Annotated in this window: 18 protein-coding genes and 1 riboswitch; of the genes, 15 read left to right on the forward strand and 3 right to left on the reverse strand. The window is 60.4% G+C overall.

What is annotated here, in order from left to right:
• Positions 1-235 precede the first annotated feature (235 nt).
• From ACB040_RS16955 to ACB040_RS17005, 11 genes are all read left to right on the forward strand, one after another.
• The gene (locus ACB040_RS16955) at positions 236-1915 is read left to right on the forward strand and encodes a sigma-54-dependent Fis family transcriptional regulator (RefSeq protein WP_371155684.1); all 1680 of its coding nucleotides are present in this window, start codon (positions 236-238) and stop codon (positions 1913-1915) included.
• Positions 1916-2044: 129 nt separating this feature from the next.
• Positions 2045-2455 carry a VOC family protein gene (locus ACB040_RS16960; RefSeq protein ID WP_371155682.1) on the forward strand — a complete coding sequence of 137 codons (411 nt, stop codon included), beginning with the start codon at positions 2045-2047 and terminating at the stop codon, positions 2453-2455.
• Positions 2456-2564: 109 nt separating this feature from the next.
• A complete protein-coding gene (gene phoB / locus ACB040_RS16965) occupies positions 2565-3254 on the forward strand; it encodes a phosphate regulon transcriptional regulator PhoB (protein ID WP_005338414.1) in 690 nt (229 codons plus the stop codon).
• 8 nt (positions 3255-3262) lie between these two features.
• A complete protein-coding gene (gene phoR / locus ACB040_RS16970) occupies positions 3263-4558 on the forward strand; it encodes a phosphate regulon sensor histidine kinase PhoR (protein WP_064338495.1) in 1296 nt (431 codons plus the stop codon).
• Between the two features lie 330 nt (positions 4559-4888).
• Positions 4889-5863 carry a PstS family phosphate ABC transporter substrate-binding protein gene (locus ACB040_RS16975; RefSeq protein ID WP_005338411.1) on the forward strand — a complete coding sequence of 325 codons (975 nt, stop codon included), beginning with the start codon at positions 4889-4891 and terminating at the stop codon, positions 5861-5863.
• 181 nt (positions 5864-6044) lie between these two features.
• The gene (locus tag ACB040_RS16980; protein ID WP_123173550.1) at positions 6045-6851 is read left to right on the forward strand and encodes a M48 family metallopeptidase; all 807 of its coding nucleotides are present in this window, start codon (positions 6045-6047) and stop codon (positions 6849-6851) included.
• Positions 6839-7345 carry a GNAT family N-acetyltransferase gene (locus tag ACB040_RS16985; RefSeq protein WP_005338408.1) on the forward strand — a complete coding sequence of 169 codons (507 nt, stop codon included), beginning with the start codon at positions 6839-6841 and terminating at the stop codon, positions 7343-7345. The genes ACB040_RS16980 and ACB040_RS16985 overlap by 13 nt, the downstream gene beginning before the upstream one ends.
• A gap of 108 nt (positions 7346-7453) precedes the next feature.
• On the forward strand, positions 7454-8356 hold the full coding sequence (locus ACB040_RS16990; RefSeq protein ID WP_005343908.1) for an ROK family protein: 903 nt from the start codon (positions 7454-7456) through the stop codon (positions 8354-8356).
• 41 nt (positions 8357-8397) lie between these two features.
• Positions 8398-9123, forward strand: a complete 726-nt coding sequence (locus ACB040_RS16995) for a copper homeostasis protein CutC (protein WP_088869895.1) — start codon at positions 8398-8400, stop codon at positions 9121-9123.
• Positions 9124-9273: 150 nt separating this feature from the next.
• Positions 9274-9885, forward strand: a complete 612-nt coding sequence (locus tag ACB040_RS17000) for an FKBP-type peptidyl-prolyl cis-trans isomerase (protein ID WP_371155677.1) — start codon at positions 9274-9276, stop codon at positions 9883-9885.
• Positions 9886-10073: 188 nt separating this feature from the next.
• Positions 10074-10388 carry a DUF2845 domain-containing protein gene (locus tag ACB040_RS17005; protein ID WP_139741800.1) on the forward strand — a complete coding sequence of 105 codons (315 nt, stop codon included), beginning with the start codon at positions 10074-10076 and terminating at the stop codon, positions 10386-10388.
• 52 nt (positions 10389-10440) lie between these two features.
• Here ACB040_RS17005 and ACB040_RS17010 read toward each other — a convergent pair whose 3' ends face one another.
• Positions 10441-10659 carry a DUF1107 family protein gene (locus ACB040_RS17010; RefSeq protein ID WP_005338403.1) on the reverse strand — a complete coding sequence of 73 codons (219 nt, stop codon included), beginning with the start codon at positions 10657-10659 and terminating at the stop codon, positions 10441-10443.
• 203 nt (positions 10660-10862) lie between these two features.
• Here ACB040_RS17010 and yfcD point away from each other — a divergent pair, with 203 nt between their 5' ends.
• A complete protein-coding gene (yfcD, locus tag ACB040_RS17015; protein ID WP_371155674.1) occupies positions 10863-11345 on the forward strand; it encodes an NUDIX hydrolase YfcD in 483 nt (160 codons plus the stop codon).
• Between the two features lie 83 nt (positions 11346-11428).
• Here yfcD and ACB040_RS17020 read toward each other — a convergent pair whose 3' ends face one another.
• Positions 11429-12355 (reverse strand): phenylacetate--CoA ligase, encoded by a 927-nt coding sequence (locus ACB040_RS17020; RefSeq protein ID WP_338774169.1) that lies wholly within the window; start codon positions 12353-12355, stop codon positions 11429-11431.
• A 155-nt stretch (positions 12356-12510) separates the two neighbouring features.
• Here ACB040_RS17020 and ACB040_RS17025 point away from each other — a divergent pair, with 155 nt between their 5' ends.
• Together ACB040_RS17025 and ACB040_RS17030 are read left to right on the forward strand one after the other, a co-directional pair.
• A complete protein-coding gene (locus tag ACB040_RS17025; RefSeq protein WP_371155672.1) occupies positions 12511-12984 on the forward strand; it encodes a peroxiredoxin in 474 nt (157 codons plus the stop codon).
• 126 nt (positions 12985-13110) lie between these two features.
• Positions 13111-14079 (forward strand): calcium/sodium antiporter, encoded by a 969-nt coding sequence (locus ACB040_RS17030; protein ID WP_371155670.1) that lies wholly within the window; start codon positions 13111-13113, stop codon positions 14077-14079.
• A gap of 68 nt (positions 14080-14147) precedes the next feature.
• Here ACB040_RS17030 and ACB040_RS17035 read toward each other — a convergent pair whose 3' ends face one another.
• On the reverse strand, positions 14148-15314 hold the full coding sequence (locus ACB040_RS17035) for a type III PLP-dependent enzyme (RefSeq protein WP_164537475.1): 1167 nt from the start codon (positions 15312-15314) through the stop codon (positions 14148-14150).
• A 507-nt stretch (positions 15315-15821) separates the two neighbouring features.
• Positions 15822-15937, forward strand: a riboswitch (glycine riboswitch).
• A 107-nt stretch (positions 15938-16044) separates the two neighbouring features.
• On the opposite strand from ACB040_RS17035, the gene ACB040_RS17040 reads away from it, so the two are divergent.
• Positions 16045-17421: an alanine/glycine:cation symporter family protein gene (locus ACB040_RS17040; protein WP_371155668.1), complete on the forward strand. Its 1377-nt coding sequence runs from the start codon at positions 16045-16047 to the stop codon at positions 17419-17421.
• The last annotated feature ends 180 nt before the right edge of the window (positions 17422-17601 follow it).

The following is a 17601-nucleotide window of genomic DNA, read 5'->3' on the forward strand; positions in this document are numbered from 1 at the left end:
TCATCATCCTTTATGTGTGTGGTCCTGACCGGGCTGGCTGACAGACCGGTTGCCAGCTGATATCGCAAGGGGCGTGCCAAAGGGTCTGACCAGCAGGTAAAAGGTTACAAAAACGTTATCAAATGGGGTGTGGCGGCGTATCTTGGTTAACCAATGACCACGGCTATTGCGATAAAACTGTACCGTTTCTGGACAGTGGCCGAGACAGTCGTGCTGTTTGTGAACAGGAGGCGTGATGAGTGAGTCACTTCAACCCGGTCCCGGTCCGATCCAGCGTTCCTGGCAGCGTTGCCTGCATCAGGGGCTGAGCCGCCAGCAGAGTGCTGATCTGGACTTGCTGCCCCAGGGGGAGCTGTCGGCCCGTCAGGAGCAGCACAGGGCGCTGATCGCCTGCTTCCAGCGCTTCGTGCTGCCGCTGTTTGCCCAGCTGCTGGCAGGTCGCCCCTGTCGCCTGTTGTTGTGTGACGGTGAGGGGGCCATTCTGGCCGCCAGTGGTGATGAGGGTTTCGCCCGCCATGCCGAGCGTATCTTTTTGCGCAGTGGTGCCCGCTGGGGGGAGGCGAGCAAGGGCACCAACGCCATCGGTACCGCGCTGGCCGAGCAGAGCGAAGTGCAGGTACTCGGCAATCAGCACTTCTTCGCCCAGCACAGTTTCCTTAGTTGCAGCGCTTGCCCGTTGCTCGGGCCAGATGGGCAATTGCTCGGGGTGCTCGATATCTCCACCGATGCGGCTCACCACGATGGCGACATGCTGGGCACGGTGCGGCTGCTGGCCATGACCCTCGAAAACGCACTGCTGGCGCGTCAGCCGGGCTGGCTGGTGGATCTCGATCCCCAGAGCCTCTGGTCCGCTCGCCTGTTGCTGGGAGAGGAGGGGGAACTGCTCGGCGCCAACCGGGCCGGTCGGCTCTGGCTCGGCCAGCACCCTTTCGATGGCAGGCAACTGCTGCGCGAGGGGCGTGGCTTGCGGCTGGTGCCAGAAGCGGACGCGACACCTTCCCGCGCCGTGCTGCCGGGTCACTCAAGCCCGGTGCCACATCCGCAGCAGGTGCCGCTCAAGATGCTGGAGCGCGGCATTTCGCTGCTTATCGAGGGGGAGACCGGCAGCGGCAAGGAGCATCTGGTGCGGGCCCTGCACCGAGCGTCGAGTCGGCGGGAGCAGCCACTGGTGTGCGTCAACTGCGGCGCGTTACCAGCAGATCTGGTGGAAGCCGAGCTGTTTGGCTATGTGGGCGGGGCCTTCAGCGGTGCCCGCAGCCAGGGCAGTCAGGGTTATCTTCGCGCAGCCCACGGCGGCATGCTGATGCTCGATGAAATTGGCGAACTGCCGCTGCAGGCTCAAACCCGACTGCTGCGGGTATTGCAGGAGCGCAGCGTGACGCCGGTTGGCAGTCACAAGCCGGAGGCGGTGGATTTTTGGCTGGTCAGTGCCAGCCACCGGGATCTGGCGGCCATGGTGCAGAGTGGCGCATTTCGCGAAGACCTCTATTACCGGATCTGCGGCTGGCGCCAGCAGCTGATGCCGCTGCGCCGTTGGCCTGCCGCTGAGCGTCTGGGGCTGATCCAGCGACTGTTGGCGGAGATGGACCCGACCCTGCGTCTGACCCGCGATGCGGAGCGACAGCTGCTGGCCCATCCGCTGCCCGGCAACGTGCGTCAGCTCAAGCAGGCACTGGAAGTGGCCTGTGTGCTGGCAGAGGGGGTGGGTTGGATAGAACCCGCCCACCTGCATCTGCCCAGTGTGGCCACAGAGCCCGGCGCCTTGCCGATGGGGGAGGCGACCAGCTTGCGTGAACAAACCCGGCGGCAGGTGCAGCAAACGCTAGCGGCATGCGGCGGCAACGTCAGCGAGACCGCGCGCCAGCTGGGGATCAGCCGCACCACCCTCTACCGGACGCTGCGCGAAGCCCCTTGAGTGCTCACTCCCCCTCATCGATCGTTTTCAAGACGCACATGACGGCTGGAGCCCTGCCCATCCAGCCGCTATGATGCGCCCTGGCCGGGGCATTGCGCCCGTTGACTCATCCGTTGAGGATTTTCTGCCATGTCACAACACATAGGGGCGCTGACCCTGCTGGTGGCCGATTACGATCAGGCCATTCGCTTTTTTACCGAGGGACTTGGCTTTGTGCTCCTGGAGGACACTCCTCTCGATGAACCGGGCAAACCGGGCAAGCGCTGGGTGCGGGTTGCCCCCAAAGGCGCTCCCGGTTCCGCGTTGCTGCTGGCACAAGCGGCCAATGCGCAGCAGCAGGCCGCCATCGGCCAGCAGGGTGGTGGCCGGGTATTTCTGTTCCTCGAGACCACTGATTTCTGGGGGGATTACCAGCGCATGCAGGCGTACGGTGTTCATTTTTGTGAACAGCCCCGCGACGAGCCTTATGGCACTGTGGTGGTATTTGAGGATATCAGCGGCAACCGCTGGGACTTGTTGCAACGTACTGCTGCCAACTGAATCTGAAAACGTTTATCATCCCGCCTGTCATAAAGTCATAAAGTCATAAAAGTGTCACAGAAAATTCTAATAATTGGCGCACCCATCTTCACAGAGGAGAGAGAAGGGAATGGCTAAGCGAATTCTGGTGGTCGAGGACGAAGCACCGATCCGCGAAATGCTCTGCTTCGTGTTGGAGCAGAAGGGATATGAGACGATTGAAGCGGAAGATTACGCCGATGGACTGGCGAAGGTGCGCGAACCCTACCCCGAACTCATCGTGCTCGACTGGATGATGCCGGGCGGCAGTGGCATCCAGTTTATCAAGCAGCTCAAGCAAGATGAGGTGACGCGCCAGATCCCGGTGGTGATGCTCACCGCTCGCGGTGAAGAGGAGGACAAGGTGCGTGGTCTGGAGGCCGGAGCCGACGACTACATCACCAAGCCGTTCTCGCCCAAGGAGCTGACCGCTCGCCTCCATGCGGTGATGCGCCGCGTGTCACCCACCTCGGTGGATGAGGTGATCGAGGTGCAGGGGCTGAAACTCGATCCTGTCTCCCACCGGGTCAGTGCCGAAGAGAAGGCGCTCGACATGGGGCCGACCGAATTCAAGCTGCTTCACTTCTTCATGACTCACCCCGAGCGGGTCTACAGCCGTGAACAGCTGCTCAATAATGTCTGGGGTACCAATGTGTACGTCGAGGACAGAACCGTGGATGTGCATATTCGTCGCCTGCGCAAGGCGATTGAAGAGACAGGGCACGACAGATTGATCCAGACGGTGCGTGGAGCCGGATACCGCTTCTCAACCCGTCTCTAGAGGCAGTTATGTTGCAACCTTACGCCTGGCGGCGACAGTTGTGGCGAATGGCGTTTTTTTACGCCCCCTTCGCATTGGTTGGCTGGTTGATTGATCATCTTGCCCTCTGCCTGTTGGTGGCGGCCGTGTTGCATCTGGGCTGGCACTACCGCTTCCAGAAGCGGCTCTCTGACTGGCTGTGGCACGACCGCAGCCTGGTGCCTCCCAGCGGAAATGGCAGCTGGGAGTACATCTTCAACGGTATCTACAAGCTTCAGCAGCGTCACCGCGCCCGTCGCCGCGAGCTGGCGGGGCTGATCCGCCGCTTCCGGGAGGGGGCCGAGGCGCTGCCCGATGCCGCCGTGGTGTTTCGCACCGATGGCAGTATCCTCTGGTGCAACCGGTTGGCGGAGCAACTGCTCGGTTTTCGCTGGCCGGAGGATGCCGGCCAGCATATCGGCAACCTCATTCGCAATCCGGCCTTTAACGCCTATCTGGGCAAGGGAGCGTATGACGAGCCCCTCGAGATGCACTCCCCGGTCAATGAGGAGAAGTTTCTCGAGTTTCGCATCATGCCCTACGCCTCGGATCAGGCGATGCTGGTGGTGCGGGATGTCACCCGCTTGCGCAGTCTCGAGAAGACCCGCAAGCACTTCGTCTCCAACGTCTCTCACGAGCTGCGCACCCCGCTGACCGTGCTCAAGGGCTATCTGGAGATGACCGAGGAGCCGCCCCCGCCCGCCATGTGGGCCAAGGCGCATCGGGTGATGATGGAGCAGACCATCCGGATGGATAATCTGGTCAATCAGCTGCTCACCCTCTCCCGTATCGAGGCGGCTCCGACCGTGGATCTCTCCCACTTGGTGGACATGCCTGCCATGCTGGGGCTGCTGGAGCAGGAGGCGCGGGCGCTCTCGGGCGATCGGGCCCACCAGATCGAATTTGTGGTGCAGCCCAATCTGCTGGTGCGCGGGGATCAGGAGCAGCTGCGCAGTGCCGTCTCCAACCTGGTCTATAACGCCATCCACTACACCCCGGCGGGGCGAAAAATTACGGTGGAGTGGCGCAAGCAGGGGGCGATGGCGCTGTTTGCCGTGAGCGATGAAGGGGAGGGGATTGCTCCCGAGCATCTGGCGCGGCTGACCGAGCGGTTCTATCGGGTCGACAAGGCACGCTCGCGCCATACCGGCGGCTCAGGCTTGGGCCTTGCCATCGTCAAGCATGCCCTCAGTCATCATGACTGCCAGCTCGATATCGAGAGCCGGGTCGGCCTTGGCAGCCGCTTCAGCTTTCTCATTCCGAGTCGCATGGTGGTGATTAAATAGTCTTTTATGGCAATGGGTTAGCTGCAAAAAGAGGGCCTTTGAACGGGCCCTCTTTTCATTTGTTCAAATCTGTCGCCATGTCATTAAAGTGTCACATTAAATCCATAAATTTGTCACTGCCAGGTCAGATACTGGCGCCGTCTTAAGAACGGACCTTCTGTAACTTTGGAGAGTGAGTCGGAATGGAACTCACCCTTGACTCAGTCGAATTGACTAACGCAAGACAGTGTTAATCGGCGCCATGTATTGGCAATAGCCTTCTGTCACCTTGGAGAGAGGAGACAGAATGAAACTCAAGGTAATCGCCTTTTGTAACTTTGGAGAGATTGGATGAAACTCAACAAACTGGCTGGTGTAATCGGATTCACCGCAGCAACCCTGTTTTCTGTCAGCGCCCTGGCTGCCGGTGTGGATAAAGACCTGCCGGATTACACACCGACCAGCGGCATTTCGGGCAACCTGTCCTCTGTCGGCTCTGACACCCTGGCCAACATGATGACCCTGTGGGCCGAAGAATTTAAGCGTTTGTACCCCAACGTTAACGTGCAGATCCAGGCCGCCGGTTCTTCTACCGCGCCGACTGCCCTGACCGAAGGTGTTGCCCAGTTCGGTCCGATGAGCCGTGCCATGAAGGCCGGTGAAGAGGAAGCATTCGAGAAGCGTTACGGCTACAAGCCGACTGCCATCCGCGTTGCAGTCGATGCCCTGGCGGTGTTCGTCAACAAGGACAACCCCATCAAGGGGCTGACCATGCCGCAGATCGACGCCATCTTCTCCAGCACCCTCAAGTGCGGCGAAGCCAAGGCTGCCACCAAGTGGTCTGATCTGGGCCTGGACGGCAACTGGTCCAGCAAGGATCTGCAACTGTTCGGTCGCAACTCCGTATCCGGTACCTACGGTTACTTCAAGGAGCACGCCCTGTGTAACGGCGACTTCAAGAGCGGCGTGAACGAGCAGCCGGGTTCTGCCTCCGTGGTGCAGTCTGTCTCTGCCTCCCTGAACGGCATCGGCTACTCCGGTATCGGTTATGTCACCTCCGGCGTGCGTGCAGTACCGCTCTCCAAGGATGGCAAGACCTTCATCGAAGCGACCTCCGATAACGCCATCACCGGCAAGTATCCGCTGTCACGCTTCCTGTACGTTTACGTGAACAAGCATCCGAACAAGCCGCTCTCCCCGATGGAGCAAGAGTTCGTCAAGATGATGCTCTCCAAAGCAGGCCAGAACATCGTTGCCAAAGATGGCTACGTGCCGGTGCCGGCCAAGGTGGTACAGGCTGACCTGAAAAAGCTGGGTATCATGTAACTGCCTGCAGTCAGCATGCCCTGATAAAACGAGCCCCAAGCGGGCTCGTTTTGTTTTTGGCGGTTGTCAGTTTTGTTAATAGCGCTGGATGGATAATTTTCCGCCAGCCGGGGGCTGGCTCCCTTGCGCAGCAGGGCGGCATTTCCGAGAATAGGGCAACGTTATGGCAAAGGATCCCTTCATGATTGCGTCCCTCTCCAAGTTTGGCCTGGTAGCCCTCTGTAGTTCCCTGCTGGTCGCCTGTGCCCAGTCGCCGACCGGCCGCAGCCAGATGCTGCTCTACTCTCCCCAGCAGATGAACCAGCTGGGCGCCGACTCCTTCGAGCAGATGAAGAAGCAGGAGAAGGTGAGCAAGGATGCCAAACTCAACGCCTATGTCTCCTGTGTTGCCAAGGCGGTGACCGCTCAGGTGCCGGCCAGCTATGGCATCACCAACTGGGAAGTGGTGGTGTTTGACTCCAAACAGGTCAACGCCTTCGCCCTGCCCGGCGGCAAGATTGGTGTCTACAGCGGCCTGCTCAAGGTGGCCAAGAATCAGGATCAGCTGGCGACCGTCATCGGCCACGAGTTGACTCACGTGCTGGCCCAGCACTCCAACGAGCGACTCTCGCGTAGCCAGCTGGCGGGGATCGGTCTGGCGGCTGCGGACATTGCCATGGGCACCAGCGAGTATCGCGGCGCCACCATGGCCGCCCTTGGCCTCGGGGTCGAGGTGGGGGTGATGCTGCCCTACGGCCGCACTCAGGAAAGCGAAGCGGATCGGCTGGGGCTTGAGCTGATGGCGCGTGCCGGGTTCAATCCGGCCGAGGCAATCCCCCTATGGCAAAACATGAGTGCCGCCGCCGGTGGCAACTCCCCGCCGCAACTGCTCTCCACCCACCCGAGCAACGAGAACCGGATCGCCGAGTTGCAGGCGCAACAGGCGCAAGTGCTGCCGCTCTATGAGCAGGCCCGCGCCAACGGTCTGGTGCCCCAATGCAAGGCATAAGCCTGCGCATGGCGCGCAGCGACGATGCCGCCGCCATGACGGTGATGCAGCGAGCCAGCTGGCTCGCTGCCTATGGCCAGGTGCTCGGTGCCGACCTGCTGGAGCAGCTGGACGTCACCGCCCATCTGCAGATTTGGCAGAGCCGTCTGGCCGAGCCGGGCCCAAGGCCCATGCTGCTTTGTCTCGACGAGGTGGTGATTGGCCTACTCTACTGGCAACCACAACAGGAAGCGGGACAGAGCCATGCCCTGATCCGCGCTTTTTACCTCCATCCCGACCACTGGCGACAAGGTTATGGCAAACGGCTGTGGCAGGCGGTGGCGATGCAGATGCGCCGCGCCGGTTGCCATAGCGTCAAATTGTGGCTGCTCGATGGCAACCACATCGGCGAGGGGTTCTACCTGCGCCGTGGCTTCGTTTTTGATGGCGAGGAGCGCACCCTGATAAGCCTCGGGCAGCCCTGCCTGCAGCGACAAATGAGCCGTTTGCTCTGATCACTCTCCCGTTTTTAGCCCCCGGTCACTTTATTTTTTTTGCGAATTAATACAATGTCCCCCTTGGAACAGAGTTGGATAAACACGGGCTGACAAGGGAGTGCTGGCATGTATTACGGCTTTGATATCGGTGGCACCAAGATCGCTTTTGCGGTCTATGACGGTGCATTGAACCTCTGCCACGAGGAGCGCATGAGCACCCCGGGCAATGATTACGAGGGGCTGCAGCAGCTGATCCGCTCCCGGGTCGAGCAGGCGGATGCCCGCTTCGGCGCACGGGGCTCGGTCGGCATCGGTTTCCCCGGCGTCATCAATAGCCAGGATCACAGCATAGTGGCAGCCAATCTGCCCTCCATCAATGGTCGCCATCTGGGCGCCGATCTGGCCGAGCTGCTGGAGCGGCCGGTCAAGGTGGATAACGACGCCAACTGCTTCCTCTGGTCCGAAGTGCATCAAGGGGCAGCCGACGGCGCAGGCAGTGCGCTCGGCGTCACCATCGGCACCGGCATCGGCGGCGCTGTTTATCTGGCGGGCAAGCTTATTCAGGGGCGCAACTGGTTGGCTGGCGAGATTGGTCACTACCCCTTGCCCGCGACCATGCTGATGAAGTACCCCGAGTTGCCCCGTCCCCGTTGCGGCTGCGGCCGTCTGGTCTGTTTTGAAACCTATGCCTCCGGCACCGGTCTGGAGCGTCTCTATCACCATTTCCATGGCCAGCGCGCCACGGGTCACCAGATTGTGGGACGCTTCGAGGCCCATGAACCCCATGCGGTCGAGACGGTCGACTGCTGGCTGGAGATCATGGCCGCCGGGCTTGCCACCGCCATTTCGGTGATTGATCCCGAAGTGGTGGTGTTGGGGGGCGGCCTGAGCGGCCTGCCCGCCCTCTATGAACAGCTGCCGCTGCGTCTGCCCGGTCACTTGCTGCCCGGGGTCGCCCTGCCCGAGATCCGTCAGGCCCGCTTCGGCGGTGCCGGTGGTGTGCGCGGCGCAGCCTTGCTCAATCTATGAGATCAGATGTGGGGTCTGATCTCCCCGAAAAAGGAGTCCTCATGACCCGTCTTGAAATCTGTATCGACAACCTGGAATCCCTGTTTACTGCCCAGCAATCCGGGGCGGATCGCATCGAGCTCTGCTCTGCGCTGGGTCTGGGCGGCCTGACCCCCTCCTACGGTTTTATGCAGCAGGCAGCCCGCCACGCCACCGTGCCTGTTTATGCCATGATCCGCCCGCGCGCCGGGGATTTTTGCTTTAACGACGGCGAGTTCGAGATGATGCTGCAAGATATCGCGGCGGCCCGCTCTGCTGGTCTGCAAGGGGTAGTGGTCGGTTTGCTGGATGAGGAGGGGCGGGTGCCTGCCGCCAAACTCAAACAGCTGGTGGATGCAGCAGGACCGTTGGGGGTCACCTTCCATCGCGCCATCGACCTCTCCTCCGACTGGCGCCTCGATCTAGAGACCATAGTCGCTGCCGGTTGCGAGCGCATTTTAAGCTCGGGCCATGCGCCGACCGCGCTGGCTGGGCTGGAAACCCTGCAGGAGATGCAACAAGCGCTGGCGGGGCGTGCCAGCCTGATGCCGGGCGCCGGGGTCAATGCCGACAACGTGCGTACCATCATCGAGTTCACCGGAGTGAGCGAAGTGCATATGTCCGGCATGGGCTGGCGCGGTGGCATGGTACCCCATGGCGTCAATATGGGCACCTCGGACGATGGCCGGGTCAATATCACCGATGGCGCCAAGGTGGCCGCGGTCAGAGCCTTGCTGGATCGCGGTTAAGCAGATCGCCGCCGTTGGGCGGCGTTCATCCGCATCTTGTGTGAAGTTCCTCCCACTGACCGGGAAATCAGGGGCGCCCCCGGCAGCACCCCGGCCAAAAGTCTGATATTATCCCGCCTCTTTACTACATGGATCTGGAGCAACATCTCAATGTCCCAATACGACTCTATCGAACAGAAGGCCAGCTATGGCATCGGCCGCAACATGGGTGATCAGCTGGTGCAGCAAGCCTTCGCCGGTCTGGATATCCCGGCCCTGCAACAAGGTCTGGCAGATGCCCTGAATGGTCTGGAGTTCGCGGTCAGCCGTGACGATATCAATGATGCCTTCCAGGTGATCACTGCGCGTATGCAAGAAGAGCAGGAAGCCGCCGCCAAGGCCGCCGCTGCTGACGGCGAAGCCTTCCTGGCTGACAACGCCAAGCGCGCTGAAGTGAAGGTGACCGACTCCGGTCTGCAGTACGAAGTGCTGGTAGAAGGCAACGGTGCCGTTCCGGTAGCCGGTCAGTCCGTGCGTGTGCACTACCACGGTACCTTCACCCACGGTGGCGTATTCGACAGCTCCGTCGCTCGCGGCCAGCCGGCTGAATTCCCGGTGACCGGCGTGATTGCTGGCTGGGTTGAAGCGCTGCAGCTGATGCCGGTTGGTTCCAAGTGGAAGCTCTACATCCCCCACGATCTGGCCTACGGTGCCCGTGGCGCGGGCTCCATCCCGCCTTACTCTGCACTGGTATTTGAAGTCGAGCTGCTGGACATCCTGTGATCCTGCTGGCTTGATGCAAACGGCGACCCTCGGGTCGCCGTTTGTTTTTGGGTTATGTGATAGACAGTATTTGTCGCGGTCAGTAGCTTGGATAGCAGAAAAGGGCGGCTTTTTTGCGCTTTTTACTGGTTTTTTCAGAAACGGGAACAGGCATACTGCGACTCATTAGAGAGGATAAGGAGAACCCGATGAGCAATAAGATGAAGAATGTAGCGGGGCTTGCTCTGTTGCTGCTGAGCATTCCGGCCAGTGCCGATGCCATGCGTTGCAAGAATGCCCTGATCAGCGAGGGTGACAGTACCGCCGAGATGCTGCTCAAGTGCGGCGAGCCGATGTTGCGGGAAGATATTACCCGTAACGAGGAGAATCTGCACGGCACTGTGGTTGAGGTCAAATATGGCGAACGCTGGACCTACAACTTCGGCAAGAACGAGTTCATGCGCTTCGTGACGGTGCGCAATGGAAAGGTGACTGACATCGAAAACGGCCCGCGCGGCCAGTAGCCGGCGGGCAAAGCATGGATGCACAACAGACAGTAGGGCAAGACCCTTTGACTCACATGTCCGGCAATGGGTCGCGGTGACCAAGTTGTCTGACCGCCAGATTGATCTGGCGAGCCAGTCTTAGCCGCTGGCGGCAGGTCAGGCCATGGAGGCTGATCCTGCCCGCGTTGAATTCAAATGTCCCCAGCGACTCGATGGCAAAATAGCCTCGATGAAAGCTTTTGATGTAGCGAGCGATCTGCCGTGGGGATAACTGCTTGAATACCTTCATCACACGGTTCCCTGATTGTCTGGACAGGGCACACTATGGTGTCGGTCGATGACACTGATATGACGGTTTATCAAGATTTGCATGAATCCTTATTTTGCCAGTGAGTTCGGCAAATTGACGGCATCATCGAAAAAGTTGTGCCATGGCAAACCACCGCACCGATATACTGCGGGCTTGAATGGAACAAATAAAAGGGCCTGTGCGTGGAATGGGTTGATGTGGTGGACGAGGATAACCGGGTGATTGGCGTGGCCGAGCGAGCCGAGGTGCGGCGGGAGAATCTCTGCCATCGTGCCAGCTATATTCTGGTGCTCGACGACGCGGATCGGATCCTGGTGCAGCGACGCACCCTCAGCAAGGATTTCTGCCCCGGCATGCTGGATGCCTGCGCCGGTGGCGTGGTCACCACTGGTGAGGAGATGGAGCGCTCCGCCCGGCGCGAGCTGGCCGAAGAGCTGGGGATTATGAATGTTCCTCTGCAGGGCTTTGGCAGCTTTTATGCGGAAGGGGAGGGCTATCGGGTCTGGGGTGGCCTCTTCAGTTGCCGTTATCAGGGGCCGCTGCAGTTGCAGGCCGAAGAGGTGAGCGCGGTGCACTGGATGAGCCTGGCCGAGATTGTCGAGCGCGCCAGCGAATTTACCCCCGACTCCCTGCTTGCCATCGCCACCTGGCAGGCAAGGCGCTGACCAACTTCATATATTCTCTTCTCCAGAGACAAGACGGGCAGCCTGATGGCTGCCCGTCTGCCTTTGTGCATTTACTTGGTCTGCTACACCAGCTTGAGGCGTCGGTTGGTGCGCCCGCAAGCGCTCGGCTTGGCGAGCCAGTGCCCTTGCCAGTCGGTGGCGAGGCGCAGCAATGGATACTCCAGATCGAGTCGGGTCACCACCAGCTGGCCGGTCTCGTCGCCGCTCAAGGGATTGCCGCTGGCGGGATCGATGATTTCGACGATGCAGCTCTCGTTGACGATAAAGCCCTGACCGGGCTGACTCTCGTAGGCCACTACTCCCACATCCTGCCACACCAGACAGTTGAGGGCCGCAATGCCGTGAATGGCGCGCAGTGGCGCGGTTTCAGGATGGGTTGCTTCACACAATAAGGCGCGGCGCAGCGAGTCGCTCGGGATCTCCGCTGCCTCGGCCGCTTCCAGCAGGTCGAGCAGGGTCACCAGCGGGCCGACATAGCCGGTGGGTTGATAGCGCAGCAGTGCCTCCAGCTGGCGCTGGGTATCGTGGGGGCCGCAGGGTACCACGGGAGCCCCCAGCTGGCGGGCGCCGTTATCGAAGATAAAGGCGGTGGGGCCAGCATGATAGTCGTGGCCGTTGAGCATCACTTCCCCCGCCTTGAAACCGGCGGCAAACAGCGCCCGGGCGGCGCCCCACCAGTCAGCCCCGGCATATTCGGGGATGGCCAGCTGGCCCGGACAGGAGAAGACCCGTAGCGCCTGACTGGCCGGGCGGCCGGTGAGACCGGCAAAGGGGGGATGAGCCTGCTGGGCGGCAAAGAGCTCTTTGCTGTCGAGCAGTGGCAGGGTGGCCAGCTCTGCCAGATCCTCGAGGCGGCACTGGCGATAGGCGCTGGAGTAACCGGCGCAATATTGACTGACATGGGTAAGCTGATGATTGAGCTGGTCCAGTTGCTGCTGTTCGCGCATGGCGGGGGGACGAATTTCCAGACCATCGTAATAGTGTTGCATGGGGCCTCCTGGCGCCGTGAAACCAGCTCAAGAGTAGTCTGCCCAAGGGGAAAATGCCTGCCGCTATCCATGGTCAGGCTCAGAGCCGCTGTTAGGCGGCATCGTCACTCTGGGATAAACTGGCGACTTCCCATCACGACTCAGGACGAGAAATCATGATTGCTTTAGGACAACCCCTGCCTGCGGGCGAATTTACCTTTATCACCGCCGAGGGCAAGCAGCTGTGGGATAGCCAGACGCTGTTCGCCGGTAAAAAAGTAGTGCTGTTTGCGGTACCCGGCGCCTTTACTCCCACCTGCTCCAATGCCCATCTGCCCGGTTATGTGGTGCTGGCCGATCAGTTCATGGCCAAAGGGGTGGATGCCATCTGTTGCCTCTCGGTCAACGATGCTTTCGTGATGCGGGCCTGGCAGACGGCCCAGAATGCAGAGGCGATCACCATGCTGGCGGATGGCGACGGCAGCTGGACCCGGGCGCTGGGCCTTGCCAAGGATACCGGCGCCTTTGGCGGCATCCGTGCCCAGCGCTTTGCGTTGATCGCCAACGATGGTGTAGTCGAGCAGCTGTTTGTGGAGGCACCGGGCAAGTTCGAGGTCTCCGATGCCGCGAGCCTGCTGGCTGCACTGTGAAATGTTAATCACGGTTTGATTTCCCCTTGAAATGGGAGGTGGCACAGCTACACTGGCGCCACTTTCCCATGGTGCCTGCCCGTTTGGGCTGGCGCTTCGTTGCAGATAACAAGAGATGAAGATCCTATGACCCTGGCTTTTGTTGCCCTGATTGCCGGACTGGCGCTGCTGGTCTGGAGTGCAGACAAGTTTGTCGACGGTGCCGCCGCCACTGCCCGTTATGCGGGGATGCCGCCGCTGCTGATCGGCATGGTGATCATCGGTTTTGGTACCTCGGCCCCGGAGATGGTGGTCTCGGCGCTGGCGGCGTCCCAGGGCAATCCCGGGTTGGCGCTCGGCAACGCCTATGGCTCCAACATCACCAATATCGCGCTGATCCTGGGTCTGACGGCACTGATCAGCCCTATCGCGGTGGCCTCTCAGGTGGTGCGCAAGGAGATCCCGATCCTGCTCGGTATTACCCTGCTCTCTGGCGCCCTGCTGATTGATGGGCATCTGGGCCGGATGGATGCGGTCATTCTGGGGGCCGTCTTCGTTGCCCTGATGGGCTGGTCCATCTGGGCTGGCATGAATGGCAAGGGAGATGCGCTGGATACCGAGACCGCCGAGGATATCGAGAGCGAGGGGATGTCCCTCAAGAGCGCCATCTTCTGGCTGGTGGTCGGGCTGGTGCTGCTGATCGGCGCTTCCCGTCTGCTGGTCTGGGGGGCGGTGACCATCGCTCAGGCGCTCGGTATCAGCGATCTGGTGATTGGTCTCACCATAGTCGCGGTGGGAACCTCCCTGCCGGAGCTGGCTTCGTCTCTCATCGCCATTCGCAAGAACGAGCATGATCTGGCCCTTGGCAACGTGCTCGGCTCCAACCTGTTCAACACCCTGGCGGTGGTGGGGATCGCGGCGGGTATTCATCCGTTGGATGTGGCGCCGGAAGTGCTCTCCCGCGACTGGAGCATCATGATGGGGTTGACCCTGCTGCTGCTGGTGATGTGTCTGGGCCGCAAGGGGCAGGGCCGTATCAACCGGTTGGAGGGGGGCGTGCTGCTCACCTGCTTCGTCGCCTACACCGGCTGGCTGCTGACCAGTCAGTTCGTCTAGCCAGATCTGGCAAGATAAAACGAAAGAGGGGAAGCCTGGCTTCCCCTCTTTGCATTCGGGTGTCGGTCTTAAGCGACGGCCACCAGTTTCTGCCCCTTCTGACTGCTGTCCAGAATCAGGATGCTGGCCTTGGGGAAGAAGTTGAAGGTGGAGGCGGAGGCCCAGGTGTAGGCGCCCATCACCTTGCCAACCACCAACTCGCCGATAGCCAGATCCGGCAACATGATGCCATCGCGGATCACGTCCACGCTGTCGCAGGTGGGGCCTGAGAGTACCGAGTTATGCAGCTCGCCACTGGCATAAGGCGTGCTCACCGGATAGGTGACGTGGTCATAGAGCTGGCCGTTGTAGCTGCCGTAGAGGCCATCATCCAGGTAGTACCAGATCTTGTCGCCACGGTGGGCCTTGCCCATCACGCTGGATACCGAAGTCATGGCCGGCGCACTGATAAAGCGGCCCGGTTCGGCAATCTTCTGCACTGTAGCGGGCAGCTTGGCCAGCGCTTCGCGGATCGGGGCGCAGAAGCCGTCGATATCGAACTCGCCCCCCTCATAATCGACCGGGAAACCGCCGCCGATATCCAGCACCCAGGGCTTGAGCCCGAGCGCCCAGGCTTGCTCCATGATCTCGCGGCAGGCGTCGATGGCCTGCACATGGCGACGGGCATGAGGCACTTGCGAGCCGACGTGGAACGACAGCCCCATCACCTTGATCCCCTTGGCGTGGGCCAGTTGCAGCAGCGGCAGCGCCTGCTCCGGAGTGCAGCCGAACTTCTTGGAGAGATCGACCTTGGTCTCGGGGTTCGGGAAGCTGACCCGCAGCAGCAGTTTCACTTCGTCCTTGTAGGGAATGAACTTCTCCAGCTCCAGCGGGTTGTCGTAGACAAACACAGTGCAGCCGAACTCCAGCGCGTAACGGATATCGCTGTCGCGCTTGATGGGATGGGTATGAATGCAACGTCCCGGGCGAACCCCCTGACTGCGCACCAGATCCACTTCGCCATTGGTGGCCAGATCGAAACAGGCCCCCTCTTCCTTCAAGACAGAGACCACCGCCTCATGGGGCAGGGGTTTGAGTGCATAGTGCAATCGTACATCGGGCAGGGCGGCGGCCAGGGCCCGATACTGTTTGCGGACGGCTGCCTTGTCGAGCAGCAGCAGGGGGGAGCCGAATTGTTCAACCAGCTGACGGTAATCTTGTGCGACCACATCTTTTGCAACCAGGGCGTCGTTCATTCTCTTTTGAAAGTCCTTAGGGGGCGTGATATGCCCAAGCCATATGCGATTGAACCGGCGACGGCCGGGTCAGGCGAGCGGTCCGGTGGGACCAACCGAACACAGTGCATAAATTGATGGCAAAGTGCTTGGTTATGCAGCGGATTATCGGCTTATTGATTCTGTGTGCAAGCATTTTGATTGGATATGTCGGCAAGATTTTCTTGGCGAAACGAGAGGGATCACTGTTCTCTATCTGCCATTTTTCCCGTTTGGGCCACATTTGATCCGTGAGCGCCTAACTTGTTGATAGTTAACTAACATTTAACATTCTTGCCGCGTTTCTGGCGGTCACTAAAAAAATATAAATGGGGGCGGCCAAGTGCGAGACAGCTCACATTTTTTGGATTAACATGCCGACTTCCTAATCCAAACTAGTTCGGATGAAGGTAGCAGGAGAGTGATGGGCAACCATCCACCGAAGAAGTGAATCTTTCAGGTACCGGGCAACCGGTGTGGACTGCTACTGGACGATACTCTGGAGAGACCCGTTAAATCGGGCGCCGAAGGAGCAAGGCACCATGACTACCCGCAAGGGCAGGCTGGCGCCGGAAACTCTCAGGCAAAAGGACAGAGGGGATGGGATGGTTGTACCTGGGCTTGGCCCGCATCCGATCGCCTCTGGCCGATCGCGACACCTATGGGAAGATCATCCTTCTCCTCCTTAATTTCTGTTTCTTAAGGAGGATGCATGTCATCAATTCAATCGGCGTTAACCGCCATCGATAGCTTTATCTGGGGGCCGCCCCTGCTGATCCTGCTGGTCGGGACCGGTATCTATCTCACCCTGCGTCTGGGTCTGCTTCAGGTGGTGCGCTTGCCGCTCGCTCTGCGGCTGGTCTTTGGCCGCGATCAGGGGCAGGGCAAGCAGGGGGATGTCTCCAGCTTCGGCGCCCTCTGTACCGCCCTCTCTGCCACCATAGGTACCGGCAACATCGTCGGGGTGGCTACCGCCATCAAGCTCGGCGGCCCCGGTGCCCTGTTCTGGATGTGGATGGCGGCGCTGTTCGGCATGGCCACCAAGTACGCCGAGTGTCTGCTGGCGGTGAAATATCGCGAGCAGGATGCCAACGGCCAGATGGCTGGCGGCCCCATGTACTATCTGGAGAAGGGGCTCGGTTCCAAGCCGCTCGCCAAGCTGTTTGCCCTGTTTGGTATCGGTGTGGCCTTCTTCGGGATCGGTACCTTCCCGCAGGTCAATGCCATCTCCGACGCCATGAGCCTCTCCTTCTCGGTGCCCCGTGAAGCAACCGCCGTAGTGCTGACCCTGATCGTGGCGCTGGTGACCCTGGGAGGGATCAAGTCCATATCCAGCGTGTCGAGCAAGGTGGTGCCCTTCATGGCCATCTTCTACATCGTCGCCTGTCTGGGCGTGCTGGTGAACAACGCCAGCGCCCTGCCCGATGCCGTTATGCTGGTGATCGAGAGTGCCTTCACCGGCCATGCGGCGACCGGCGGCTTCGTCGGTGCCAGCATCATGCTGGCCATTCAGTCCGGGGTGGCGCGCGGGGTTTTCTCCAACGAGTCAGGTCTGGGCTCTGCACCCATCGCGGCGGCAGCGGCCAAGACCGATTCCTGCGTGGAGCAGGGGCTGGTCTCCATGACAGGTACCTTCATCGACACCATTATCATCTGCACCATGACCGGCCTGACCCTGGTGGTGACCGGCGTGTGGAGCGGCGATGCAAGCGGCGCGGCCATGACCAGTCTGGCCTTTGCCCAGGGGCTCGATGCTCATGTTGGCCAGTATCTGGTGAGCATTGGCCTGCTGTTCTTCGCCTTTACCACCATCCTTGGCTGGAACTACTACGGCGAGCGCTGCACCGAGTACCTGTTAGGGGTGAAGGCAATCAAGCCCTATCGTCTGGTCTATCTGGCGCTGGTAGCGAGCGGTGCTTTCCTCCATCTGGACATGATTTGGCTGCTGGCCGATATTGTTAACGGCCTGATGGCGGTGCCCAACCTCATCGGCCTGATTGGCCTGCGCCATGTGGTGATCGCCGAGACCCGCGCCTACTTTAGCCGGGATCTGGATAGCGAAGCCGAGCCGGAGCCGCAGACGGCCTGAACGCCACAGCCCGTTTCACGCTCCCCTTGAAAAGAACAAGCCACGACTCCGGTCGTGGCTTTTTTGTGCGCTGTGTCCCGTCCTGAATATGGTTTACACCTTTCCCCCCAATAAATGGAGAACCCGATGGGACAAGGTGTGAAACGGACACAGCGCGATTACTCGCTGACTTTTAAACTG

Origin of the sequence: Aeromonas sp. S11(2024) (genome assembly GCF_041402345.1) — a bacterium.
In the GTDB taxonomy this organism is placed as follows: Bacteria; Pseudomonadota; Gammaproteobacteria; order Enterobacterales; family Aeromonadaceae; genus Aeromonas; species Aeromonas veronii.

Coding starts and splice junctions, on each gene's coding strand:
- ACB040_RS16955 (WP_371155684.1), top strand. CDS start 236: ATGAGTGAGTCACTTCAACCCGGTCCCGGTCCGATCCAGCGTTCCTGG.
- ACB040_RS16960 (WP_371155682.1), top strand. CDS start 2,045: ATGTCACAACACATAGGGGCGCTGACCCTGCTGGTGGCCGATTACGAT.
- phoB (WP_005338414.1), top strand. CDS start 2,565: ATGGCTAAGCGAATTCTGGTGGTCGAGGACGAAGCACCGATCCGCGAA.
- phoR (WP_064338495.1), top strand. CDS start 3,263: ATGTTGCAACCTTACGCCTGGCGGCGACAGTTGTGGCGAATGGCGTTT.
- ACB040_RS16975 (WP_005338411.1), top strand. CDS start 4,889: ATGAAACTCAACAAACTGGCTGGTGTAATCGGATTCACCGCAGCAACC.
- ACB040_RS16980 (WP_123173550.1), top strand. CDS start 6,045: ATGATTGCGTCCCTCTCCAAGTTTGGCCTGGTAGCCCTCTGTAGTTCC.
- ACB040_RS16985 (WP_005338408.1), top strand. CDS start 6,839: ATGCAAGGCATAAGCCTGCGCATGGCGCGCAGCGACGATGCCGCCGCC.
- ACB040_RS16990 (WP_005343908.1), top strand. CDS start 7,454: ATGTATTACGGCTTTGATATCGGTGGCACCAAGATCGCTTTTGCGGTC.
- ACB040_RS16995 (WP_088869895.1), top strand. CDS start 8,398: ATGACCCGTCTTGAAATCTGTATCGACAACCTGGAATCCCTGTTTACT.
- ACB040_RS17000 (WP_371155677.1), top strand. CDS start 9,274: ATGTCCCAATACGACTCTATCGAACAGAAGGCCAGCTATGGCATCGGC.
- ACB040_RS17005 (WP_139741800.1), top strand. CDS start 10,074: ATGAGCAATAAGATGAAGAATGTAGCGGGGCTTGCTCTGTTGCTGCTG.
- ACB040_RS17010 (WP_005338403.1), bottom strand. CDS start 10,659: ATGAAGGTATTCAAGCAGTTATCCCCACGGCAGATCGCTCGCTACATC.
- ACB040_RS17020 (WP_338774169.1), bottom strand. CDS start 12,355: ATGCAACACTATTACGATGGTCTGGAAATTCGTCCCCCCGCCATGCGC.
- ACB040_RS17025 (WP_371155672.1), top strand. CDS start 12,511: ATGATTGCTTTAGGACAACCCCTGCCTGCGGGCGAATTTACCTTTATC.
- ACB040_RS17030 (WP_371155670.1), top strand. CDS start 13,111: ATGACCCTGGCTTTTGTTGCCCTGATTGCCGGACTGGCGCTGCTGGTC.
- ACB040_RS17035 (WP_164537475.1), bottom strand. CDS start 15,314: ATGAACGACGCCCTGGTTGCAAAAGATGTGGTCGCACAAGATTACCGT.
- ACB040_RS17040 (WP_371155668.1), top strand. CDS start 16,045: ATGTCATCAATTCAATCGGCGTTAACCGCCATCGATAGCTTTATCTGG.